Origin of the sequence: Streptomyces sp. NPDC048288 (assembly GCF_043201555.1) — a bacterium.
Classification (GTDB): Bacteria; Actinomycetota; Actinomycetes; order Streptomycetales; family Streptomycetaceae; genus Streptomyces.
In genome coordinates this window covers 59,203-82,147 of record NZ_JBICZD010000011.1, presented here as the reverse complement: position 1 = coordinate 82,147, position 22,945 = coordinate 59,203, and the positions used below count along the sequence as shown (strand labels likewise).

Sequence of the window (22,945 nt, the reverse complement as noted above, 5' to 3'; positions counted from 1 at the left end):
GAGACCCCCGACCGTGTGGTCGGGGGTCTCGGTTGTGCCGGTGTGTCAGCTGACGTCCGACGGGTCCAGCCGGTAGAGCGAAGCGGTGCTCGACGAAGACGACGAAGACGAAGAGGAGGACGAGGACGACGAAGAGGACGACGAGGTCGTGCTCTTGCTGTACGCGCTCTCCTTGACCGCCGTGCCGTGCTTCTGCACCCAGGTGTTCACGGCGGAGCTGACGGAGTTGCCGCCGCCCATGCCGCCGCCCATCCCGCTGCCGCCGATCTGGATGTAGTGCAGCTTGCCCGCCTTCACCAGTTCCTTCAGCTTGGCGACGGTCATCGCGTCGTCGGACCCGGTGAAGCCCCACATGGAGATCACGGGCTCGCGCGTGCTCAGCTCGATCTGCGCCGCGGACTGGGAGTTGGACACGGCCAGCAGCCAGGTGGCGCCGTCCTTGTGCTTCTTCAGGTAGGCGATCAGGTCGCTGCTGACGCCACCGCCCATCCCGCCACCGCCACCGCCGCCGAAGCCGCCGCGCGTGGTGCCGGTGCCGGTGCCGCCACCGGGCATCTCACCCGTGCCGCCGGGCAGTTCACCGTTGCCGGTGCCGCCGCTCGGCAGTTCGCCGGTGCCGCCACCGGGTGCCGTCTGGCCGTTGCCGGTGCCGCCGGGAGCCTGGCCGCCCATGCCGCCGCCGGGTGCCTCGCCGTTCGTGCCGCCCGGGAAGCCGCCGCCCATCTCGCCGCCGGCCTGGCTGTTCTGGCCGCCGCCCTGCTGGGTGCCGCCGGGCATCTCGCCGCCGCCGGGGAAGCCACCGCTGCGGTTGCCGCCGCCCCCGCCGGGGCCGCCGCCCATGCCGCTGCCCGTGGAGGGGCCCGCGGTCGGGTTCGTGCCGCCGCCCATCCCGCCGCTGCCACTGCCGAACGGCACCGACGCCGCGTACGCCGTCGGACCCGCGAGCGCCGCGATCACGGCCGCCGCCAGCGAGGCGGCCAGCAGCCGGGCCCTGTTGCCGGACCGGAAGAGGATCATGCCCGCGATGCCGGCCACGGTCAGCACGGCGATCGTCGGCCAGAGCCAGGTGTTCCAGCCGGAGGCCCGGCGCAGCAGGACGATCGCCCAGATGCCGGTGACGCCGAAGGCGGCCGGGAGGACCCAGATCCACCGCTTGTCGGTGCGGAACGCCTGGAGCAGCATCGCGCCACCGCCGCCGCACAGCACCGCGATACCGGGGGCGAGCGCGGTCGTGTAGTAGGGGTGCATGGTGCCCTGCGCGGTCGCGAAGATCACGTAGTGCAGCAGGGTCCAGCCGCCCCAGAGGACCAGCGCCATGCGCTTCAGGTCGGTGCGCGGGGCGCGGCCGCACAGCACCAGGCCGCCGACCAGGGCGATCACGGAGAAGGGGAGCAGCCAGGAGATCTGGCCGCCGAGGATGTCGTTGAACATCCGGCCGAGGCCCGAGGAGCCGGAGAAGCCGCCGCCCCCGCCGCCTCCGCCCCCGCCGTTGCCCTCGCCGCCGAAGACGCGGCCGAGACCGTCGTAGCCCATGATCAGGTCCCAGGCGGAGCCGTCCGTGGAGCCGCCGATGTACGGGCGGTCGGAGGCCGGGACCAGGGAGACGGCGATCGCCCACCAGAAGCTGGAGACGGCCAGCACGACCGCTGCAAGGGCCAGGTTGACGGCCCGCTTCGCCCAGGAGGCCTTCGACGCGTACAGGTAGAGCGCGAAGACGGCGGGGAGCGCGATCCAGCCCGCGAGCAGCTTGGTGTTGAAGGCGAGACCGAAGCAGGCCGCCGAGCCGAGCAGCGGCAGCAGCTTCTCGTCACGGGTGGCCCGGAACGCGAGCGCCGAGCCCGACACCATCAGGAAGACGAGGAGGGTGTCGGGGTTGTTGTCGCGGTTGATGGCGACGGTGATCGGGGTCAGCGCCAGCACCAGCGCGGCGACGGTCGCCGCGCCGTGGCCCCACACCCGCTTCACGGTGGTGTGCAGGATGTAGATCGTGGCGAGTGCCAGGGCGATCATCGGCGCCATCATCTGCCATGTGCCGAAGCCGAAGATCCGGCTCGACAGACCCATGACCATGGTCGCGAGCGGCGGCTTGTCGACGGTCAGGAAGTTGCCCGGGTCGAGCGAGCCGAAGAACCAGGCCTTCCAGCTCTTCGTACCGGCCCAGACGGCGCCGCTGTAGAAGGTGTTCATGTCGGAACCGGAGAGGTTCCAGGAGTAGAGCACCGCCGCCAGGATCAGGATCGCGATCAACGCGGGGAGCGACCAGCGCGGTGCCTTGTCCGGCAGGGGATCCGCGGGGGTCGCCGTGGGCGGGGCCCAGTCGGGGGACACGGGCGTGTGCGTGTGGGGGGTGGGGTCGGTGGCAGATGTCACCAGTCCAACGTGCAGCGGTGCCATGAGGGAGCGCTGTGCTGATCCTGGGAGCGACCTGTGGGTGGGTGAGATGTGGGTAAGAAGCGCCCGGGCCGCCCGCCCCTCGGTAATCAAGTGGTAAACCGTTGGCCAAAGCCGTAGGCTCCCGGTGCTCGATCAGACCGGTCGAACAGCGACTTCCGGGGGGAATGTCCATGCGCGCGACCACGCGCCTCGCCCTGCTCAGCACCAGCGCCGCACTCGTCGCCACCGCGACCTGTGCCACCGCCGCCCAGGCGACGGACGGCGGAGCGGGCAACATCACGATCGACAAGGTCGTCGTCAACGGCGGCAAGCCGGTCGTGGTCGGTACCACCAAGGTGGTGTCCGCCAAGGTCTCCGTGACCGCGTCCGACGACTCGGGCATCGCCGAGACCACGTACATCTACGCCGTCGGCCCGAAGCCGAACTACGCGCAGATCTGGTACGACGACGGCGACATCACCTGCGTCAAGGTGAGCGCCACCACGTCGACCTGCACCGGCACGCTGACCTTCGACCCGCAGGCGGCGACGGGCTTCGTCAACAACGCCGCTGCCGCCACCTGGAACCTCTCCACGCTGGTCTCCGCCAACGACTTCGACTACATCCACCGGGACGCGGCCACCACGTTCAAGGTGCAGCGCCAGTCGTCGCTGACGGTCAACGCCGCGCCGGAGCCGGTGAAGAAGGGCAAGACCCTGACGGTCACCGGCAAGCTCTCCCGGGCCAGCTGGGACGACAACAAGTCCCACGGTTACGCCGGTCAGTCGGTGAAGCTGCAGTTCCGCAAGAAGGGCAGCACCACCTACACCACGGTGAAGACCGTCCGCACCAGCTCGACGGGCACCCTGAAGACGACCGTCACCGCCGCCCGCGACGGCTGGTTCCGCTACAGCTTCGGCGGCACGGCGACGACCGCGCCGTCCACCGCGACCGGCGACTACGTGGACGTCCGCTAGCCGTCCGGCGACCGCGTCGCACCGGGGGGGGGGGGGGGGGGGGGCGGGGGGGGGGGGGCGGGCGCGGGGGGGGGGGGGGGGGGGCCCCCCCCCCCCCCCCCCCCCCCCCCCCCCCCCCCGGTGGTGTGCCGGCAGGTCAGTGCACGCGGACCGACAGCCGGTAGAAGCGGGTCGTCTGGGCGGCGTTCTGGTTGTCGTCGCTGACCAGGAGGACCTTGTAGCCGCCCTTGTCGTGGCCGGTGACGACCATGCCCTCGATGTTGTCGAGGAGCGGGTTGGGCTGCGGCTGCTTGGCCGTGGCGCCCAGCGACGGGCAGCTCGCGATGTCCGTGAGCAGCGTCTTCCTGATCAGGCGGACGCCCTGCTGCCCCGTCAGGTTGTCGATGCCGCTGGTGTCCGTGGCGTGCCGCGGGTCGGCGAGGAAGAGGCGGACGGTGTTGCCGACGCCGGAGGTGAAACCGCGCTCCAGGACGAGCAGCCGGCCGTCGGGCAGCGCCTGCACCTCGGGGACGCCGAGGATCGGGTCGTCGGTGCGGTAGGCGTACTGGGCCGACAGCCTGAAGTGGTTGTCCTTCGTGCGCTGCCAGGTCTGGAAGCGCACGATCCCGGCGGTGTCCCCGGCGATGGCGTACTCCATGGAGGCCAGCAGGGTGTGACCGCCGTTCAGCAGGGTCAGGCCCTCGAAGGTCTGGTTGGAGGTGGCCCGCCCGGCGGGGGAGACCAGCAGCGAGGACGGCACGGGGAGGCGGTCCAGGATCTTGCCGTCCACCGAGTAGCGGCGGATCGACGGCTCGGTCTCGGAGGTGATGAGCCGGGTCCCGTCCCGGTCCACGACCAGGCCCTCGGAGTCGAGCGCGGCGCCCTTCTCGTCGGCGAGCCCGACGACCGACTTCGGCGCGAGCGTCCTCGCGTCCAGGTCGAACAGGTAGGAACGGTCGGCGAGGGCGGCCAGGGAGCCGTCCTTGTCCACGGCGAGCGCGGACAGGTTGCCGACGAAGTAGCCGCCGAAGGTCGTCTTGTCGAGGGCGTCGGAGAAGCCGTCGAGGGAGACGGACGTCGAACAGGCGTTATTCGTCGTGGCGTTGGCGGGCCCGGCGGCGGACAGACAGGTGGCCGCCGCCAGGCCGGCGGTGACGGTGGCGAGTACGGTTCGCAGGCGCATGGCCGTCACCGTAGGACGCCGTGGTGACGGCGTGGAGACCGCCCCGTGAAGGACAGGGTCGATTTCCGGCCGACGCCTCAGGAGGCCGCGAGGTCCTTGTGGATGACCTTCGCGACGGCCTGGATGGTGTTGATCCCGTACTGCATCGTGCTGTTGTCGTGGGTGAGCACGGTCATCTGGTAGTCGTGGCCGCCGCCCTTGAAGGTGCCGAGGCTGTGCACCCGCCAGCCGTGCGTGGAGCGCTGCAGCCAGCCGTTCTTGACGTGCACCGAGACCCCGGACGGGACGCCGTAGGGGGTGCCCCAGCGCTGGGACGAGACGACCTGCCCCATCAGCTTCAGGATGTAGGCCCGCGCATTGTCGCTGAGCACCGTGTTCTTGGCGGTGACGAGCGCCAGCAGCTTCTGCTCGTCGCGCACGTCGATCTGGGTCAGGCCCCAGTAGCCGTTCGCGCCGGGAGTCGTCTGCGTCATCCCGGCGGCGCTCAGGAAGCCCTTGATCTTCGTCAGGCCCAGCTGCTTCCACAGCTTGGTCGTCGCGTCGTTGTCCGACTTGGTGATCATGGCCTTGGCGAGCGTCTGCTCGGTGGTGGTGAGGTAGCGGTTGTGCTTCTTCGCGTCCCACAACAGCGTGGCCAGGACGGTCACCTTGACGGTGCTGGCCGAGTCGTAGTGCGTGGTGGAGCGGAGCGTGCAGGTCGTCTTCGTCGAGCGGTCGTACAGGCCGACGGCGATGGTCCCGCTGCGGTTCGCGATCGCGGCCGTGATGTCCTTCTTCAGCTTCGCGGCCAGGCCCGCCTTCGCGGACGTACAACTGACCGCGGGCGAGGCGGCCGAGGCGGGCGCGGCGGCCATGCCCACGGCGAGCGTGGCCCCGCCGACGACCGCCGCCAGCACTCTGGCGCGTCTGGGTATCCGGTGAGTCATGCCCGGAATGACTCGGGAGTTCGCACGAAAGGTTGTACGAGGGGAGGTGTTCTTGACGAGTCGTTTGCCCGACGGCGGCGGAGCCTTCTCCTCCGCCACGGCCCCGGCATAAGGTCACCGCATGGGGAGCATGGGGAGAGCCGGTGGCCGCGCGGCCACGATGTCGTTGTCCGTCCTGTCCGTCCTGTCCGTCGTCTCGCTCGCCGTCGGCTGCACCGACGGCCATAAGGCCGTCCCACCCGCCGCCGCCCCGCCGAAGACGTCGGCCGCCGTGACGGAGACACCGTCCTCCGGGTCCGTCACCGAGGTGCCGCCGCTCGGCGGGGAGGACGTCGTCGCGCAGGCCGCGAACGTCACCGGGAGCCGGGAGCTGGACATCAAGGGCGACATCGGCCGCGGCGCCCTGTCGGTCGACGTGGCCTGCGAGGGCAAGGGCCGGCTGACCGTCGCGGTCCGGGCGGTGGGCCTGAGCTTCCCGCTCACGTGCGTCGACGGCGAGGTCTCCAGCACGTACAACGTCGCGGACCTGAAGCGCGACCCCACCCGGGGCACGGTGAGCGTGACCGCGTCGGCGGGCGTGCGCTGGGCGATCGCCGTCGGGCACCAGAACACGTCCGGCCGGTCGGACTCCTAGCGCCGGGCTCAGAGGTCGAGGACGACCTCGGTCGCCGGTGTGGCGCAGCAGATCAAGGCCGTGCCCGGCTCGGGGAGTTCGAGGGGCGGGGCGGTGTAGGTGACGTCGCCGGTCACCACGGGCGTCACGCAGGTGTGGCAGACGCCGGTGCGGCAGGACCAGCGGGTGGGGATGGAGCAGGCTTCGGCGAGTTCGAGGAGCGAGCCGCGGGCGGGTGACCACGGGGTGGTGATGCCGGTGCGGCTGAAGGTGACGAGGGGGCCGGTGCCCGGCGGGCCGGCCGGCTGGTGCGGGCGTACCGGGGCGGCGGCGGTGACGCCCGGGTTGACGGCGGCGAGCGCGCCGAACCGCTCCGTGCGGATCCGCTCGGGGCGCAGGCCGAGCTCGCGCAGGTGACCGGAGAGGTCGTCCATGAAGGCGGTCGGCCCGCAGAGGTAGGCGTCGGCGTCGGCGGGGACGCCCAGGGCGGTGAGCGAGGCGGCGGTCGGGCGGCCCCGGGTGACGCGGGCGTCGCCGGGCGGCGGTGTCTGCGCGGTGTAGTGGATGTGCTCGCGGGCATGGGGGAGGTGCGCCAGCAGGGCGTGGGCCTCGTCCGCGAAGGCGTGGTGGGCGCGGTCGTGGGCGGTGTGGATCCACCAGACGGGGCGCGGGTCCCGTACGGCCGCCAGCCGGTGGAGCATGGCGAGCACCGGAGTGACACCGATGCCCGCGGAGAGCAGGACGACCGGACCGGCACCCTCTTCGAGCACGAACGCCCCGCGCGGACCGGCCACCTCCACGAGGTCCCCGGCGCGGAGCCGGGCGTGGATGTAGCCGCTGACCCTCCCGTGCGGCTCGCGCTTGACGCTGATGCGGTAGGTGCCGTCCGCGGGCGTCGCGGACAGGGAGTAGCTGCGTACGGCGCGGTCGGTGCCGTCGACGGCCAGGCGGAGGGAGAGGTACTGGCCGGGGCGGGCCTCGGGCAGCGCCGTGCCGTCGGCGGGGCCGAGGTGGACGGAGGTCACGTCGGCGGTCTCGGGGACGACGCGGGTCACCCGCAGCGGCCGGAAACCCGGCGGCCCCGGCTCGGGACCGGTCTGCCCGGCGGCGGCGAGTTCCCGGAAGGACTGCTGCCAGCCGGGGCTGAGGGCGGGGACGCGCAGGGCCGTGCGCAGCTTCGCGGGGTCGCGGCCGGGCAGGTAGAGCAGCGCGTCGGTGTCGGCGACGCTCAGCTCTCCCGGGCCCCGGCGGGTGCGGGTGATCCCGTCACCGGCCCGGACCCGGCCCTCGGTGATCACCCGCAGGTAGAAGCCCGGCCGGTGGTGGGCGACCAGGAGCGAGGCCATCGCGGGCTCGCCCAGCCGCATGCCGACGCGGTAGCAGGTGACGCGGGGCTGGGTCACCTCGAACTCGGCCTCCCCGATGCGGTACCGGTCGCCGATGCACACCTCGTCGTCGGGCAGGCCGTCGACGGTGAAGTTCTCCCCGAACATCCCGAAGTCCAGGTCGTCGCGGCCCAGCTCCTTCCGCCAGTACCGGTAGGAGTCCAGCTGGTAGACGAGGACGGCCCGGATCTCGCCGCCGTGCCCGGCCAGGTCGCCCTGGCCGTCCCCGTCGACGTTCAGCCGCCGCACCATGCGGCTGCCGCGCACGGGGGACTTCCACGCCCCGGTGCGCACGGTCCTGCCCTGCCAGGAGACGTCCTCGGGCAGTCCGACGTTGACGGACACCAACCTCGCCATGCGGACCTCCTGCGGCGGCCGACCCCACCACGATCCCCTGAGCACGCATCCTGCTGCCCCCACCGGGATTCCGCGAACGGAGAGCGGCTTTCCCCGTCACCGAACTTCCCTGTTACCTCGCCCGCCCCGCCCCCCGTTTTGTTGCGGAGGGATGAAATCCGGTTCCTTTCGTGTTGTGGCCATGCGGAAGAGCAGGGCGAACGGAGGGCATCCGCGTGGCAGCGCAACAGGGGGAGCGGGAGCAGCAGGGCTGGGCGCGCAGGCTAGCGGGGTACGCGTGGCGGCATCCCCGGGACGTCGTGCTCGCGCTGGGGTCCTCGCTGGCCGGCATGGCCGTGCTGGCCGTCGTACCGCTGGTCACCAAGGTGATCATCGACGATGTGATCGGCGACCACAGCCGGGCCATGGGGCCCTGGGCCGGCGCCCTGATCGGCGCGGCCCTGCTCGTGTACGTGTCCACCTACGTCCGCCGCTACTACGGCGGCCGCCTCGCCCTCGACGTCCAGCACGACCTGCGGACCGAGATGTACGACACCCTCACCCGGCTCGACGGGCGGCGGCAGGACGAGCTGTCCACCGGGCAGGTGGTCGGGCGGGCCACCAGCGACCTCCAGCTGATCCAGGGCCTGCTCTTCATGCTGCCGATGACCATCGGCAACGTCCTCCTCTTCCTGATCTCCCTCGGGATCATGGCCTGGCTGTCGCCGCCGCTCACCCTGGTCGCCCTCGCCGTCGCCCCGGCCCTGTACTGGATCGCCAAGCGCAGCCGCAGCAAGCTCCACCCCGCCACCTGGTACGCCCAGGCCCAGGCCGCCGCCGTGGCCGGGGTGGTCGACGGCGCCGTGACCGGGGTGCGGGTGGTCAAGGGCTTCGGGCAGGAGGAGCAGGAGACCGGGAAGCTGCGGGAGGTCGGGCGGAAGCTGTTCGCCGGGCGGCTGCGGACGATCCGGCTGAACAGCAGGTTCACCCCGGCCCTGCAGGCCGTGCCGGCCCTCGGCCAGGTCGCCATGCTGGCGCTCGGCGGCTGGCTGGCCGTCCGCGGTCACATCACGCTGGGCACCTTCGTCGCGTTCTCCTCCTACCTCGCCCAGCTGGTCGGCCCGGTCCGGATGCTCGCCGTGGTCCTCACCGTCGGCCAGCAGGCCCGCGCCGGCACCGAGCGCGTCCTGGAGCTGATCGACACCCGGCCGACCATGACGGAGGGGACCAAGACCCTGCCCGCCGACGCGCCCGCGACCGTCGAGTTCGACGACGTGTCGTTCGGCTACGACCATGAGCGCCCGGTCCTGAGCGGGCTCAGCTTCGAGATCCGGCCGGGCGAGACCCTCGCCGTCGTCGGCTCCTCCGGCTCCGGCAAGTCCACGGTCTCGCTCCTGCTGCCCCGCTTCTACGACGTCACCCACGGCGCCGTCCTGGTCGGCGGCCACGACGTCCGCGAGCTGACCCTGGACTCCCTGCGGGCCGCGATCGGCCTGGTCCCCGAGGACTCCTTCCTCTTCTCCGACACGGTCCGCGCCAACATCGCCTACGGCCGTCCCGGCGCGACCGAGGACGAGGTCCTCGCCGCCGCCCGCGCCGCCCAGGCCGACCGGTTCATCGCCGAACTCCCCGAGGGCTACGACACCAAGGTCGGCGAGCAGGGCCTCACCCTCTCCGGCGGCCAGCGCCAGCGCGTCGCCCTCGCCCGCGCCCTGCTCACCGACCCCCGTCTCCTCGTCCTCGACGACGCGACCTCGGCGGTCGACGCCCGCGTGGAGCACGAGATCCACGAGGCGCTCGGCCAGGTGATGCGGGGCCGGACGACCCTCCTCATCGCGCACCGCCGCTCCACCCTCAACCTCGCCGACCGCATCGCCGTCCTCGACGGCGGCCGGCTCGCCGACATCGGCACCCACGACGAACTCCAGGAACGCTCCGCCCTGTACCGGCGGCTGCTCACCGACCCCGACGAGCTGGGCGGGGTCTCCCCGGGGCACTCGGTACCTCTCGCACCGCGGGAGGACACGTCCGTCCGGGACGAACTGGACGCCGAGTTCGACGCCGAGCGCGGTGTGACCCCGCGGCTGTGGACCGGCGACCGCACGCCCCGGGACCTCGCCCTCGCCGGCACCCCGGCCACCCCCGAACTCCTCGCCCAGGTCGACGCGCTGCCCCCGGCCACCGACGTCCCCGACATCGACGAGGCCGGCGCGGTGCGCCCCGAGGACTCCTACGGTCTGCGCCGTCTGCTGCGCGGCTTCGGGCTGCCCCTGCTGGTCAGCCTCGGCCTGGTCGCCGTGGACGCCGGCATGGGCCTGCTGCTGCCCGTGCTGATCCGGCACGGCATCGACCAGGGCGTCACGAAGATGGCGCTCGGCGCGGTCTGGGCGGCCGCGCTGCTGGGGCTGCTCGCGGTGCTCGTCCAGTGGTCGGCCCAGGTCGGCGAGACACGGATGACCGGCCGCACCGGCGAACGCGTCCTCTACTCCCTCCGGCTGAAGATCTTCGCCCAGCTGCAGCGGCTCGGACTCGACTACTACGAGCGGGAGCTGACCGGCCGGATCATGACCCGGATGACGACGGACGTCGACGCCCTGTCGACGTTCCTGCAGACCGGGCTGGTCACCGCCTTCGTCTCGGTCGTCACCTTCTTCGGCATCATGGTCGTCCTGCTGGTGATCGACGTACAGCTCGCGCTCGTCGTCTTCGCCACCCTGCCGCCGCTGATCATCGCGACCTTCTTCTTCCGCCGGGCGAGCGTGAAGGCGTACGAACTCGCCCGGGAGCGGGTGTCGGTGGTCAACGCCGACCTCCAGGAGTCGGTGGCGGGCCTCAGGATCGTGCAGGCGTTCCGCCGCGAGGGCGACGGCTCCCGGCGCTTCGCGGAGCGCAGCGAGAGCTACCGCCGGGCCCGTATCCGGGGCCAGTGGCTGATATCGATCTACTTCCCGTTCGTCCAGCTGCTCTCCTCGGTGGCCGCGGCGAGCGTGCTGATCGCGGGCGCCCACCGGGTCGAGGCGGCCACCCTCACCACCGGCGCGCTGGTCGCCTACCTCCTCTACATCGACCTGTTCTTCGCGCCGGTCCAGCAGCTCTCCCAGGTCTTCGACGGCTACCAGCAGGCGACCGTCTCCCTCGGCCGCATCCAGGAACTCCTGCGCGAGCCGACGTCCACGGAGGCGGCCGCACAGCCCCGGGAGGTCCCGTCCCTGCGCGGCGAGATCGCCTTCGAGAACGTGCGCTTCGCCTACGGCTCCGGCGACGAGGCGGAGGAGGCCCTGGGCGGCATCGAGCTGACGATCCCCGCCGGGCAGACCGTCGCCTTCGTCGGCGAGACCGGCGCCGGCAAGTCGACCCTGGTCAAGCTGGTCGCGCGGTTCTACGACCCGACGGGCGGCCGGGTCACGGTCGACGGCACCGATCTGCGCGCCCTCGACCTCACCTCCTACCGGCACCGGCTCGGCGTCGTCCCGCAGGAGGCCTACCTCTTCCCGGGCACCGTCCGGGACGCCATCGCCTACGGGCGGCCCGAGGCCACCGACGCCCAGGTGGAGGCGGCGGCCCGCACGGTCGGCGCCCACGAGATGATCGCCACCCTCGACGGCGGCTACCTCCACGAGGTGGCCGAGCGCGGCCGCAACCTCTCGGCGGGGCAACGGCAGTTGATCGCGCTGGCCCGCGCCGAACTCGTCGACCCCGACGTGCTGCTCCTCGACGAGGCGACGGCGGCCCTGGACCTGGCGACGGAGGCCCAGGTCAACCTGGCCACCGACCGGCTGGCGGGCCGTCGTACGACGCTCGTCGTCGCGCACCGCCTGACCACCGCCGCCCGCGCCGACCGGGTGGTCGTCATGGACCACGGCCGGGTCGTCGAGGACGGCACGCACGACGCGCTGCTGGCCCGCGACGGCCGGTACGCCGCACTGTGGCGCACCTTCATCGGCCAGGCCGGGGAACCGGAGGAGCCGGTGGGCGCGGCCCGCTGAGCCGCCCGCCCGAACGCCTGTCTGACGGTCGTGCAACCATCCGGCATACGTCGTGCGTCCGTACCTCAGTACGGTCATGGCGGGTGCACAGCTGCGGTACGGGAGGGGACGACTGTGGACAGTGGTGCGATACGGCGGCGGCTGGCGCTCGGCGTGGCGGTGCTGGCCGCCTCCGGGGCGCTCGCCCTCGTGGCACCGGCCCAGGCCCAGGCCGTGACCGCGGCCGGCTGCGCGGGACGCGAGGTGCGGACCCTGCCCTTCGCCACCGGCACCGTGCACATCTACCGGCAGGGCGGCTACGTCTGCGCCGTCACCCTCCCCAAGAACACCGGTTCCAAGCGCGTCATGTCCGTCAGCGTCCAGGCCCGCGGCAACCGCCCGGTGGTCGACAAGGGCAAGTACCGCCACCGCGCGGGCCCGGTGACCGTGCACGCCGGACACCGGTGCGTGTGGGTGAAGGGCACGGTGGGCCGCGGCTCGGTGAGTTCGGGCTGGATCCTGTGCTGAGCGGAGACCGGACCAGCTGACGACCCGTCATACCAAGGCGCGGACCCGATGCCCCGCCGGCCGACCGCGGCTACCACGGCAAGGACCGGCGCCTGCTGTGGCACCGCGGTATCCGCCCGGTCATCGCCGAGCGAGGTGAGGAACGCGGCTCCGGCCCGGGCGGCTTCCGGTGCGTCGCCGAGAGGCCGATCATCTGGCTTACGGCTTCCGCCGCCTGCGCATCCGCCGGGAGCGACGCGACGACATCCATGAAGCCTTCCTCGGCCTCGCCACCTGCCCCACCGCCAATCGGCACGCCCAACGCCCTTGTCGGGACCTCTGAACGCCTACTCGGCCGCGGGCGGCAGGCCTCACGGCGTCGTCGGCAGCCATCCCCGCTGTACCGCGTGCACACCCGCCTCGAAACGGCTGCGCGCCCCCAGGCTGCTCAGCAGTTCCGCCGCGATTCTGCGCGCCGTGCGCGGCGAGACCCCCAGGCGTTTCGCGATCGCCTCGTCCGTCAGGCCCTGCGACAACAGGCGGAGCGTTTCGGCGTGCTGTGAGGACAGGCCGTGGGCGTCGCGTGTCGCCGCGGTGCCGAACGGGGACGCCCCGACCCAGACGTTCTCGAACAGCGCGCACAGCGCGGCCACCGTGCCTGGGCCCTCCTGGATGACTGCACCGGCCGTTGCCTCCGCCGGATCGACCGGGAGCACCGCGAGCCGGCGGTCCACTATGATCATGCGGATGGGCAGGGCCGGCGCGGTGCGGACGTTGCCGCCATGCTGATGCAGCCAGTCCACGTGGCGCAGGGTCGGCTGATGGTTGCGGACGCTGTCTAAGTAGATCGTGCGCATGGCCACGCCCCGCCGCAGCATGGCCGTGTTGGGCTCCCGGCTGGCGCGCAGGTCCTCCTCGGTGTGCGCGCCGCCCGGGGCGAACGTCATGATCTCGTGCTGGACCGACTCTGCCAGGTCACTCAGCCGGTCGCGGATGGCCGCCGCGCCGAGCAGCAGTTCCAGGCCCGCGTCCTCGGCGCGCTCCCGCGGCGCCGAGTACTCGGCCACGAGCCGCGCCGCTGCGGCCCGTGAAGCGTCCACCCGATGCTGGTGCGCGGCGAGTTCGGCCTGCTGGCGGGAGAGCAGCACCTCCATCGCGATCTTCGGGCTCACCGCGCGGAACCCCACTTCCTGGTACGTGGCGGGCAGGACGAGTGTGAGTGCGCTGAGCCGGTCGAGGCAGGCGCGCAGAGTGCTCTCGGGCAGGGCGAGCCGTGCGACGAGCGCGGCCACCCCGTCGCGCGGATGCTCCAGCATCGCCCGGTACACCCGTTCGTCGGTTGCGTCGAGTCCCAGCTCCTGCAGCATCGGGGTCCCCTCAGATCGTGCGTCGTGCGTGGCGCGGCATGCGGAGACGGAGGCCGGGAAGGAGCCCGGCCCCGAGGCCGGTTCCTGCACTGGCCTGTTGCGTCCCCAATGAGAGAGAGCGTTCCGGACCGAATGGATACCACGATGAGGGTATGCGTCTCGTACATGTCCGCATCTGTTGCCCCGAAGGCCGGCTGTTGCCGATGAACGCGGCCTGGCTGATTGGCCGGAGTGTCCAGGAGGGAGAGGGAGTCGAGCACGTCGCTTTTCATCTCGACGCGGAGAACGGGCCGGTCTTGGGCCTGTTCCTGGTCGCGTCCGGAGCCGCGGAGGCCGAGCGGGCGGCCGGTGCCGTGTGTCGCAGGGCGCTGGCCGACCACGACGAACTGGCCGGTTTCGTGCTGACCGTATGTAAAGCCGCGCTGACCGTATGTGAGGTCGCGCTGGTGTCTGCGTCCGACGAGGAGACATGTGCGCCCGACGGTGCTGGACGGCTTAGGTCAGTGCATGATCCGTCCACCGCGAATCCCTTCCACCCATTCTGAGGGCTCGGCATCATGGAAAATGAAGTCGGAGGGTCTCGCCGGCCCACTGTGATTTGCAGGAAGGGAGAATCCGTGAACGTTGCCCGTCTCGCTCGTGCCGCTGCAGCCGCGGTCGCCGCCACTCTGCTCGCCCTGGGCGCCGTGGCGGGCATCGGTGCCCGAATGTCCCACGGTGATGGTCGTGCGCAGTGGGACGTCGCCGCGGGGCCTGGGACGTGGGACGTCACCTGGGGGAGCTGAGCGGCCCGCGCTGACCGAAAGGGAATCTTTCTTGAAATACGTGGAAAGCGCCGTGATCAGGGCGCCACGGAAAGTCCGCAACGGCAGCGCCGGAAGCCGCGGCACGCGCAACGGCATGACGCAGACCAGCGTGACGCCTGGTGGCGGAATGGCGAATTCCGCGCAACCCCGCGAAGCCGCCGACGACAGGACGCCCCCTCCAGCCCTGCCGGGCGCCGTGCCGCTCGTCTCCGTACACTCCGACGACGACCTCGTCAAGGAGGGCGCCCAGGCCTACCTGGCCGCCCTCGACGAGGTGAGGGTCGCCGGCGATCCGCGCGAACAGACGGACGCGGAGGTGCTTCTGGTCCTGGCCGGGCGCGTAACCGAGTCCACCCTGACGTGTCTGCGCGCGGCCCTGACAGCGAACCGCAACCCGCAGGTCAGAGTCGTCCTGGTAGCCGAGTCGATCACCGAGTCACAGCTGCTGCGCGCCGTCGAGTGGGGCCTGAGCAGCCTCCTGCTGCGGCCCGAAGCCGGTTACCGGCGCATCGTCAGGGCCATCACTGAGTGCCGCACGCAATCCGTGCTGCCCGGCGCCGCGATGCGTGCGCTGGCCGCTCACCTCAGGCGGGTCCGCACCGAGTCGGTGGCCGGGCACGGCTTCACCGAGCGGGACATCGAGGTCCTGCGAATGCTCGCCGACGGCGCGGGAACCGCGGAGATAGCGGACCGTCTCGGCTATTCAGAGCGCACCATAAAGAACATTATCAATTCCATGATGGTGCGGCAGTCGCTGCGCAATCGTACCCACGCGGTGTCCAGCGCCCTGCGCGCCGGCCTGCTCTGATCCATTTCATCGGCGAATCAAGTACGGGTAGAAACGCGGGCCCGGATATGGGTGGAACCGACACCCATATCCGGGCCCTTTCGTATGCGCTGATCTGCGTCAATGCGTGACCGCTGCCCCAAAGTCCCTCCCTCGCTTCCCTTCCGCCCTTTTCTATGGGAACTCCCGAGGAACTCCGGCAGAGTTCTGGTCAGCCGGGAAAAACCCGGAAGGCAGGAACTCCGCGGAACTTCGCGGACACTCTCCGAAGGAGAAAACCATGGGTGAGAACACCACCACCGCCGCCGAACTCGTCGTCGAGGCCGCCGAGGTCGACATGACCGAGGAGACCGACGCGTACGAGGTCATGCTCCTGCAGGGCTCGGTCTACTAGTCGTCGCTCGGCACTGAAGGCACGGCACGCATCGCCGCCCGGCCTCCGCGCGATCGGAGGCCGGGCGGTCGACCGCAAAGAGGACCGAGGACAACCAGGACGAGCGTCCGAGGAGAGGCAGAGAACCATGACAGTACGACTCAACCCAGCGGTCAGGATCACTCCTCCCTCGGCCGTGACCGGTGACCACTGGCTGGTGGAACACCTGCTGCGCCGCCGGCGTTACCGGATGTCCAGGCCGGCCGTCGCCGCCCTGATCGCCGCGGCCCGCCCCGCCGAACCGCAGGAGCTCGCCGAACTCCTGGCCGGCAGCAAGGCGATGCCCCGGCCCGTCGACCACTGGCTCGAACTCATCGGCACACTGCGCGAGCGCGAACTGCTCGTGGACACCGAGCAGGCTGCCGCCGACCCCGAACTCGACTGGCTCGTCAGCGTGCGCCGCGACTGGAGCCGCCACGGCTGGCACGAGGCCGTCGAGTACCACACCCTGTGCTTCGACTACCCGTGCGTCGACTACTCCGAGGCCCTCGGCATCCTCGCCGACCGCGACCGGATGCGCGACTACCAGTCGTACGAGCCGGACACCGACCGCTACAAGCTCGACTACACCGACCGCCCCGGCGTCGGACTCCCCGGCCTCACCGCCGACCTCATCCCCGCCACCGCCCACGACATCTGGGCCGGCCGGACCGGCGCCGCGCCTGTGGACCGAGAAGCGCTGGAGAAGGTCGTCGCCGCTGCCTTCGGCATGACCGGGCGCATCATCCCCAGGACCGAATCCGCGCCGCTGCTGCGCCGCAGCAGCCCCTCCGGGGGCGGCCGCCACCCCTCGGAGGCCTACGTCGTCGTGCGCGACATCGCCGGACTCGAACCCGGCTGGTACCACGTCACGATGCTGCCGTTCAGCCTGCGCAGCGTCGAAGGACCCTCGGTCGACGACGCCTCCCTGTCCCGGCTCTTCCCCAACACCCTCGGCCGCTTCCCGCTCCACGCGAAAGCCCTGGTCGTGCTGACCACCGTCTTCGAGCGCAACATGTACCGCTACCGCGAGCCGCGTACCTACCGCACCGTCCACATGGACGCCGGCCACCTCGCCGCGACCACCCGCATCGCCGCTCGCTCGCTCGGCCTGACCGCCGCGATCTTCTACTGCGACGCGGCCCGCGAGATCGAGGACGCCCTCGGCGTCGACGGACTCGCCGAGGGCTACCAGCTGACCGTGGCCCTCGCCGACGGCCAGGAGGAGGACGCCGAACTCCGCATCCCGGCGAGCCTGAAGGCCGCTGCCGAAGCAACCACGCCCCGTGCCGGCGAGCTCCGGGCCGCCGCGACCCGTACCGAAGGAGCCCCATGACGTCCCCGCGTACCGGTCTACAGCCGATGCCCGCCTCCCGTACCGGAGTTGAGTCCATGACCGCCCTCCCGCAAGGCGCCCAGACCGCTGCCCGCCCCCCGGCCTCCCCCCACTGGCCCGCCGGGCACGCCATCCGCCCCTCGGCCGACCCCGACAGCGCTTCCGTCGAACTCACCGACACGGTCACCGGACGCCGTTTCCGCTGGCGCCCCGCAGCCCTCGCCGAGCACATCCTCGCCCAGGGGACCGCCCCCCTCCCGCCCGACGGCGACCCCGCCGCCCCCGCCGACGAACGCGACCGCCTCACCGAGGGCTGGCGGCACTGGCAGCGCCGTGGCTGGCACCCCTCCGGCCAGGCCTATGTCGCCTCCCGCCGGTGGAGTTACGCCGACACCGACGACCCCGGCGACACCATCCGCACCCGCACACTGGAGCACTACCTCACCACCGAGGGCGAACCGCCCGCCGAACAGCTCCCCGACGGCCCCGTCGTCCCCCTCGGCGTCCCCGAGCCGCCCGGCGCCCAGCCCGTGTCCGTGCTGCTCGCCCGCCGCCGCAGCGGACGCGCGTACACCCCCGGCCCCGTGCCGCTGGCCGTTCTGTCGGGCCTGCTGTGGCACGGCCTCGCCGACGTCCGCGCCCGCCGCGCCCGCACCAGCGCGGAACAGCCGCTGTCCTACCTGGACAGCTACGGCTCCGCCTGGGACTTCCACCTGTGCGCGTACGGGGTCGAGGGCCTCGACCCCGGCACGTACCGCTACGACGTGGAACGCCACGAGCTGCGCGCCATCCGCCCCGGCGACCACCGCGCAGCCATGACCGACGTCCTACAGGGCATGCACTCACCCGTCACCGCCGCCTGGACGCTCGGCCTCGTCGCCGACTTCCCGCGCTACCAGTGGCGCTACCGCCACGAGCACGGACTGCGTCGCCTGTGGATCGAAGCGGGCGTGATCGGCCAGGAACTCATCGTCCTGGGCGGCTCCTACGGGCTGGGCACGCTCGTCACCCCCGCCCAGAAAGACCGTCCCTACCTGGACCTGCACGGTCTCGACGACCGGCGCTACGCCTGTGTGTACACGCTCACCATGGGTGGTTCGCTCGGCCTGCGCGGCATAGACTTCAACGGCGCCGAGGTCACCCACGTACCGCCGACGGACGACGCTCGGACGTCCTGATGGCCGTGACCACGCCGCCGGGCGCCACCGCGTGCACCGCCTCCGCCCTCCGCCACGAACTCCTCGCCGCCGAACGCCACATCTCCCCGAAGCTCGCCCCCGACGGCGCCTCGGTCGTGTACCTCCGCACCGCCGACGAAGGACCCGAGCTGTGGCTGCACACGGTCGGCGCCGCCGCCCGGCGGCTGTCCGCCCACCCCGGCGCCACCCTCTCCGACCCGCGCTGGAGCGCCGACGGGCGGTTCGTGCTCTACCGGTACGCGCCCCGGGGCAGCGAACACTGGCGCATCGCCGCCGTACGCGTCGGCAGCGGAGCCCGCGTCGAACTGCCCGCGCCTGGCCCCGTACGCGAGGTGTGGACCGGCCGCGACGGCGCGCACCTCGCGTACAGCCTGCAGAACCCCGTCACCAAGCGCCCCGAGCTCTACCGCGCCGACCTGTCGCAGGCCCGCCCTGCGCCCCGGCTCCTCGCGAGCTCCGGCGCGTTCCACCGCTGGCTGGTCGACCGGGACCTGAACGCCCGCGGCGGCATCCAACTGCTGCGCGACGGCTCCGCGCGCCTGCTCGTGGGCCCAGACCCCGACACCGCACGGCCGCTGCTCACGCTCGGCCCCGACGACGCCCCGAACCTGTCCGTCGAGGGCTTCGACGCCGAGGGCAGCATGCTGTACGTCCTCACCAGCCACGGCGCCGGCACCCGGCGGTTGATCGCCCTCGACTGCGAAACCGGTCACGCAACAGAGGAGTTCGCGCACCCGGACCTCGATGTCGAGAGCTACCCGATCGCGGGGCAGGGCGTCTGGTTCGACCCGCTCACCGGACGGCCCGACCTGTGCGCCGTCATGGGACAGCGCATCGAGCTGCACCCGCTGCCCGCCATGGCGCCCGCCCGCCGAGCCGCCGTCGCCCGGCTGGCCGTTGACGGGGACGACGCAGCCGTCGTGATCGACCGCAGCGCCGACGACACGGCCTGGCTGACCGTACGCGTGCGGACCGACGGGCCCATCCACTACGAGCTGTTCACCCCCGGCGCCGCCGGACCCGCAGCCGCCGAAACCCCGACCACCGGGCTGCGCACCGCCGACCCGTCCGCTCCCACCGCCCAACCCCTGTTCGTCAACCGCCCCGGCCTCGTCGGCCGGCCCCTCGCCCCGCTGGAGGACTTCGCCTTCACCGCGAGCGACGGACAGCCGATCACCGGTTACGCCATGCGCCCGCTCGGCGCCACAGGGCCGGCGCCCACCGTCGTGATCGTGCACGGCGGCCCGTCCGGCCGCGACTACTGGCGCTTCCACGCCGAGGCCCAATACCTCGCCGCCCTCGGCTTCGCCTCCCTGCATGTCAACTACCGCGGCTCGCGCGGCTTCGGCAGCGCCTTCCGGCTCGCCGGCAACGGCGAGTGGGGCGCGCGCATGCAGCGGGACCTGTACGACGCCGTGGCCGCCGCCGCCGACCGGGGCGTCGCCGACCCCGCCCGGATCGCATTCTTCGGCGGCTCCTACGGCGGCTACGCCGCGCTGCTCGCCGCCTGCACCCGCCCCGACCTGGTGCGCTGCGCGATCGCGGTCAGCCCGCCGTGCGACTTGGCCGAGTTCGTCGAGGCCCCGCCGCGCTACTGGGGGCCGCTCGCCGCCCAACTGCGCCGCCAGATCCTCGGGCCCGGCGCCCCGCCCGCCGTCGGCCCGCGCGAGCTGCGGCGCCGCTCGCCCCGGCACACCGCCGGCCCCGACCGGGCCCCGCTGCTGATCGCGCACGGCGCACGGGATCCGCGGGTCCCCGTCGCCACCGTCGACCGCTTCGTCGAGCACGCCACCGCCACCGCCCCGGCCCCCGTGCGTTACCTGCGCTTCGAGGACGAGGGCCACCACGTCGTCGCCAACGCGAACCGGCACATTCTGTTCTCCGAGACCGAGACCTTCCTGGAGGCTCACCTTGTCCGCCGACAGCACCAGTGCTGACAGCACCAGCAGGGCGCCGTACGCCGCCGGCGAGGCCCCCGCCGCGTCCCCGCCTGCCACCGGCAGGACCCCGCGCCCGGACGCCCCGCCGCCGATCCAGCGCCGCTACAGCCGCAGCGACGCCCGCGGCCGCTTCCCGCGCGTCACCGGTCTGCCTGGCCTGGAGCACAGCCGGCTCGGCGTCTTCTGGCGGCCGATCATCGACATGACCCACAGCGACCACGCGCCGCTGCGTCTGCAGGGCGTCCGCACCCTCTCCCAATGGCTCGCCGCCCCCGCACCCCGCCCCACCAGCTGGTTCGCCATCATCGGCGTTCCCGGTCTGCGCGCCCAAGTGCTCCGCCACGCCGGACTCGACGCCTACGCGTGCACGACTCCGGCCGGACTCGCCGAGGAACTGCGCACCCCGCAGTGGACCCGGCTCGTCGAACTGATCGACCACTTCGCCGATCTCGACGACGCCACCCGCGCCCTGGTCGTCTTCCAACTCGCCCAGCTCTCCTTCTGCGCCCACGCCAGCGACCTCGCGGGCGACCTGGTCCCCGACGGCGAGGCCGCGCACGATCGTTACGTGTACGAAGCCGCACGCGTCACCGCCCGCGTGACCGGACGCGCCCCGCGTGCCCTGGCCGCCTTCGACGCCCTCGCCGCCACCACCGGTGACCCCCGCCTCGCCCTGGCCGCCTGCGCACAGGGCATCGGCCACTCCATCCGCAGCGGCGCGGGCGCCGACCGGGCCGTCGCCTTCGAACGGCACGCCGAGCGGATCACCGCAACGGGCGCGTTGGACGCGCAGGGGCTCGGCGGCGACTGGCACACCCATCTCGTACGCAGCCGTTACCACCGCGCACTAGCCCTGCTGCGCCTCGCCCAACGCCGCCCCGACGCGATGCGCGCCCAGGTCGACGCCGCGCTGCGCCACAGCGACGCGCTCTACGCGGCCCGACCCGTCGGCACCGACCGGCTCGTCGCCGACGAGAACCGGCGGATCATCCTGGAATCGCAGATCAAGGCCGCCGCCCGGGCCCGGGGCGACGAGAGCAACGACCTGCTGCGAGAGCTGAGCGAGGCCCTGTACGCGATGGACCCGAACTGTGTCGAGGCCCTGCTCATCGTCGGTGACGGCCACGCGACCGCAGGCGACCACGCGACCGCCGCCCAGTGGTACACCCGCGCCGGACGACTGGCCACCGGCGCCGGGGCGATCGGCTGGTTCCGGGCAGCCCAGTGCCACGACCGCGTCGGCGACACCGGCGCTGCCCTGCACGCCATGGGCCGCTGTCTGGAGCTCGACGCCACGGCGATCGAGCCGCGCGCGTACCTGACGGCCGCCAACTCCCCCTCGCAGGGCGCCGCCCCGACGGCCGGCACCGCGTCTCCCGAACCGGGCCCCGGCCCCGCCTCCGCGCCCGCCCCCGGCACTGCTCCCGCGAAGGCCGCCTGACCGTGACGACCGCCAACCCGGCCACCGACCGGAGCGCCGACCAGGGCGCCGCGTCCGGCGAGGACACCCGCTCCGCCGCACGCCAGATCGTCGCCCTCGGCCTGCCGCTGCTGCTCGGCGCACTGTCCTCGACCGCCTCCGGCATCGTCGACACCGCCATGATGGGCCGGTACGGGGCGCCCGAACTCGCCGGCGTCTCCGGCACCGCGGCCGTCTTCGACGTGTTCGCCAACCTCGTACTCGCGTCCGTGATCGGCTACCAGATCCTCGCCCCGCGCTTCGCCGGCCGCCAGGACCCGCCGGGCCTTCGCCGCGCCCTGGCCGTCTCGGCCCGCTACTGCGGCGCGTTCGCCCTCGCACTGACCGTCCTGTGCATGGCGGGTGGCCGTTGGCTGACCGGCCTGGTGGCCGGGGGAGATCCCCGACTGCCCGCCATCGGCGCCCAATACCTGACCGCACGAGCACCGACGTTGCTGCTGCTCGTACCGTTCACCCTCCTCACGGCCAGCTTCAACGCGTACAAGAAGACTCGGTACGCGGCCGTGGCGGGCGTCGTGGTCAACGTCGTCAACCTGCTCCTCGACGTGCTGCTCATCCACGGCGTCGGCCCCTTCCCCCGATGGGGCGCCTTCGGCAACGGCCTGGCCACCAGCCTCGCCTGGCTCGCAGGCGTCGCCGTCCTGCTCGTCCTCGCCCGCCGTTCGGACCTGCGCGGCAAACTCGGGCGACCGGCCGCCGAAGGCCTCGGCCCGGTCGACTTCGAGACGTCCATACCCCGCCTGGCCTGGCCCGCCCTGGTCTCCTCCGGCCTCGACTACGCCAGCATGGCCGTCTTCTTCGCCATGATGGGCGGCATCGGCACGGCGGCACTCGGTGGCGGCCGTATCGCCTTCGAGATCATGGTGTTCGTCTTCGGCGTCGGCACGGCATTCGCCGCCGCCCAACGCTTGCTGATCGGACGGTCGCTGGGAGCGGGGGAGCCGGATGCCGCCCGCGTCCTGTGGCGGCAGGGACAGTACGTACTCCTCGCCCCAGGCCTCGCCATCGGCCTCGCCTTCGCGCTCCTGCCCCGCCTGACCGCCGAGCTGTTCACGTCCTTCGCCCCGGTCCTCGACGCCGCCGCCGAGGCGATCGTCCTGATCGGGATCTGCGTGCCCCTGATGGCCTGGACCCTGGGCAACGTCAGCCTGATCCGCGCCCTCGGTCACACCCGCGTCGAGATGTACACCAACCTGGCCGCCGCCGTAGTCGTACAACTCCCGGTCGGCTGGCTGCTCGCCGACGCGGCCGGCCTCGGCCTGACCGGCGCCTTCCTCGGCGTCCTCGCCTACTGGGCGGCGCGCGCGGTCGGCACCGAGGTGGCGGCGCGGCGGCTGACCCGGCACACGCCCGCAGCCGTGGCCTGACCCTTCC

Annotated in this window: 16 protein-coding genes; 11 read left to right on the top strand and 5 right to left on the bottom strand. The window is 72.4% G+C overall.

Features of this window, described 5'->3' with window-relative positions; translation table 11 throughout:
- Nucleotides 1-45: 45 nt before the first annotated feature.
- Nucleotides 46-2,370, bottom strand: coding sequence for an ArnT family glycosyltransferase (locus ACGFZS_RS34645; protein WP_393798424.1), 2,325 nt, complete (start codon nt 2,368-2,370; stop codon nt 46-48).
- A 194-nt stretch (nt 2,371-2,564) separates the two neighbouring features.
- On the opposite strand from ACGFZS_RS34645, the gene ACGFZS_RS34640 reads away from it, so the two are divergent.
- Nucleotides 2,565-3,350 (top strand): calcium-binding protein, encoded by a 786-nt coding sequence (locus ACGFZS_RS34640; protein ID WP_393798423.1) that lies wholly within the window; start codon nt 2,565-2,567, stop codon nt 3,348-3,350.
- Between the two features lie 136 nt (nt 3,351-3,486).
- Here ACGFZS_RS34640 and ACGFZS_RS34635 read toward each other — a convergent pair whose 3' ends face one another.
- Together ACGFZS_RS34635 and ACGFZS_RS34630 are read right to left on the bottom strand one after the other, a co-directional pair.
- Complete coding sequence (locus ACGFZS_RS34635) at nt 3,487-4,512, bottom strand: esterase-like activity of phytase family protein (protein ID WP_393798422.1); 1,026 nt, start codon at nt 4,510-4,512, stop codon at nt 3,487-3,489.
- 77 nt (nt 4,513-4,589) lie between these two features.
- A complete protein-coding gene (locus ACGFZS_RS34630; protein WP_393798421.1) occupies nt 4,590-5,438 on the bottom strand; it encodes a serine hydrolase in 849 nt (282 codons plus the stop codon).
- Nucleotides 5,439-5,559: 121 nt separating this feature from the next.
- Here ACGFZS_RS34630 and ACGFZS_RS34625 point away from each other — a divergent pair, with 121 nt between their 5' ends.
- The gene (locus ACGFZS_RS34625) at nt 5,560-6,072 is read left to right on the top strand and encodes a hypothetical protein (protein ID WP_393798420.1); all 513 of its coding nucleotides are present in this window, start codon (nt 5,560-5,562) and stop codon (nt 6,070-6,072) included.
- Nucleotides 6,073-6,080: 8 nt separating this feature from the next.
- Here the strand turns inward: ACGFZS_RS34625 and ACGFZS_RS34620 are convergent, their stop codons facing one another.
- Nucleotides 6,081-7,793 (bottom strand): MOSC domain-containing protein, encoded by a 1,713-nt coding sequence (locus tag ACGFZS_RS34620; RefSeq protein ID WP_393798419.1) that lies wholly within the window; start codon nt 7,791-7,793, stop codon nt 6,081-6,083.
- Nucleotides 7,794-8,008: 215 nt separating this feature from the next.
- On the opposite strand from ACGFZS_RS34620, the gene ACGFZS_RS34615 reads away from it, so the two are divergent.
- Both ACGFZS_RS34615 and ACGFZS_RS34610 read left to right on the top strand, forming a co-directional pair.
- Nucleotides 8,009-11,758, top strand: coding sequence for an ABC transporter ATP-binding protein (locus ACGFZS_RS34615; RefSeq protein WP_393798418.1), 3,750 nt, complete (start codon nt 8,009-8,011; stop codon nt 11,756-11,758).
- 114 nt (nt 11,759-11,872) lie between these two features.
- Entirely contained in the window at nt 11,873-12,265 is a 393-nt protein-coding gene (locus tag ACGFZS_RS34610; protein WP_393798417.1) for a hypothetical protein, read from the top strand.
- A 350-nt stretch (nt 12,266-12,615) separates the two neighbouring features.
- Here the strand turns inward: ACGFZS_RS34610 and ACGFZS_RS34605 are convergent, their stop codons facing one another.
- A complete protein-coding gene (locus ACGFZS_RS34605; protein ID WP_393798416.1) occupies nt 12,616-13,611 on the bottom strand; it encodes a helix-turn-helix domain-containing protein in 996 nt (331 codons plus the stop codon).
- Nucleotides 13,612-13,763: 152 nt separating this feature from the next.
- Here ACGFZS_RS34605 and ACGFZS_RS34600 point away from each other — a divergent pair, with 152 nt between their 5' ends.
- The 7 genes from ACGFZS_RS34600 to ACGFZS_RS34570 all read left to right on the top strand — a co-directional run bounded on the left by ACGFZS_RS34600 (nt 13,764) and on the right by ACGFZS_RS34570 (nt 22,938).
- Nucleotides 13,764-14,156 (top strand): hypothetical protein, encoded by a 393-nt coding sequence (locus tag ACGFZS_RS34600; protein ID WP_393660418.1) that lies wholly within the window; start codon nt 13,764-13,766, stop codon nt 14,154-14,156.
- Between the two features lie 280 nt (nt 14,157-14,436).
- A complete protein-coding gene (locus ACGFZS_RS34595; protein WP_393798638.1) occupies nt 14,437-15,225 on the top strand; it encodes a LuxR C-terminal-related transcriptional regulator in 789 nt (262 codons plus the stop codon).
- A 500-nt stretch (nt 15,226-15,725) separates the two neighbouring features.
- Complete coding sequence (locus tag ACGFZS_RS34590; protein ID WP_393798415.1) at nt 15,726-16,952, top strand: SagB/ThcOx family dehydrogenase; 1,227 nt, start codon at nt 15,726-15,728, stop codon at nt 16,950-16,952.
- The gene (locus tag ACGFZS_RS34585; RefSeq protein WP_393798414.1) at nt 16,949-18,130 is read left to right on the top strand and encodes a SagB/ThcOx family dehydrogenase; all 1,182 of its coding nucleotides are present in this window, start codon (nt 16,949-16,951) and stop codon (nt 18,128-18,130) included. The genes ACGFZS_RS34590 and ACGFZS_RS34585 overlap by 4 nt, the downstream gene beginning before the upstream one ends.
- Nucleotides 18,130-20,088: a S9 family peptidase gene (locus tag ACGFZS_RS34580; protein ID WP_393798413.1), complete on the top strand. Its 1,959-nt coding sequence runs from the start codon at nt 18,130-18,132 to the stop codon at nt 20,086-20,088. The genes ACGFZS_RS34585 and ACGFZS_RS34580 overlap by 1 nt, the downstream gene beginning before the upstream one ends.
- Nucleotides 20,063-21,532, top strand: coding sequence for a tetratricopeptide repeat protein (locus ACGFZS_RS34575; RefSeq protein ID WP_393798412.1), 1,470 nt, complete (start codon nt 20,063-20,065; stop codon nt 21,530-21,532). The genes ACGFZS_RS34580 and ACGFZS_RS34575 overlap by 26 nt, the downstream gene beginning before the upstream one ends.
- A gap of 2 nt (nt 21,533-21,534) precedes the next feature.
- Nucleotides 21,535-22,938 (top strand): MATE family efflux transporter, encoded by a 1,404-nt coding sequence (locus ACGFZS_RS34570; protein WP_393798411.1) that lies wholly within the window; start codon nt 21,535-21,537, stop codon nt 22,936-22,938.
- Nucleotides 22,939-22,945: the final 7 nt, after the last annotated feature.

Excerpts from the sequence above, each read along its gene's own strand:
- ACGFZS_RS34605 (WP_393798416.1), bottom strand. The coding sequence starts at position 13,611 with ATGCTGCAGGAGCTGGGACTCGACGCAACCGACGAACGGGTGTACCGG.
- ACGFZS_RS34620 (WP_393798419.1), bottom strand. The coding sequence starts at position 7,793 with ATGGCGAGGTTGGTGTCCGTCAACGTCGGACTGCCCGAGGACGTCTCC.
- ACGFZS_RS34625 (WP_393798420.1), top strand. The coding sequence starts at position 5,560 with ATGGGGAGCATGGGGAGAGCCGGTGGCCGCGCGGCCACGATGTCGTTG.
- ACGFZS_RS34640 (WP_393798423.1), top strand. The coding sequence starts at position 2,565 with ATGCGCGCGACCACGCGCCTCGCCCTGCTCAGCACCAGCGCCGCACTC.
- ACGFZS_RS34580 (WP_393798413.1), top strand. The coding sequence starts at position 18,130 with ATGGCCGTGACCACGCCGCCGGGCGCCACCGCGTGCACCGCCTCCGCC.
- ACGFZS_RS34630 (WP_393798421.1), bottom strand. The coding sequence starts at position 5,438 with ATGACTCACCGGATACCCAGACGCGCCAGAGTGCTGGCGGCGGTCGTC.
- ACGFZS_RS34635 (WP_393798422.1), bottom strand. The coding sequence starts at position 4,512 with ATGCGCCTGCGAACCGTACTCGCCACCGTCACCGCCGGCCTGGCGGCG.
- ACGFZS_RS34585 (WP_393798414.1), top strand. The coding sequence starts at position 16,949 with ATGACGTCCCCGCGTACCGGTCTACAGCCGATGCCCGCCTCCCGTACC.
- ACGFZS_RS34600 (WP_393660418.1), top strand. The coding sequence starts at position 13,764 with ATGCGTCTCGTACATGTCCGCATCTGTTGCCCCGAAGGCCGGCTGTTG.
- ACGFZS_RS34590 (WP_393798415.1), top strand. The coding sequence starts at position 15,726 with ATGACAGTACGACTCAACCCAGCGGTCAGGATCACTCCTCCCTCGGCC.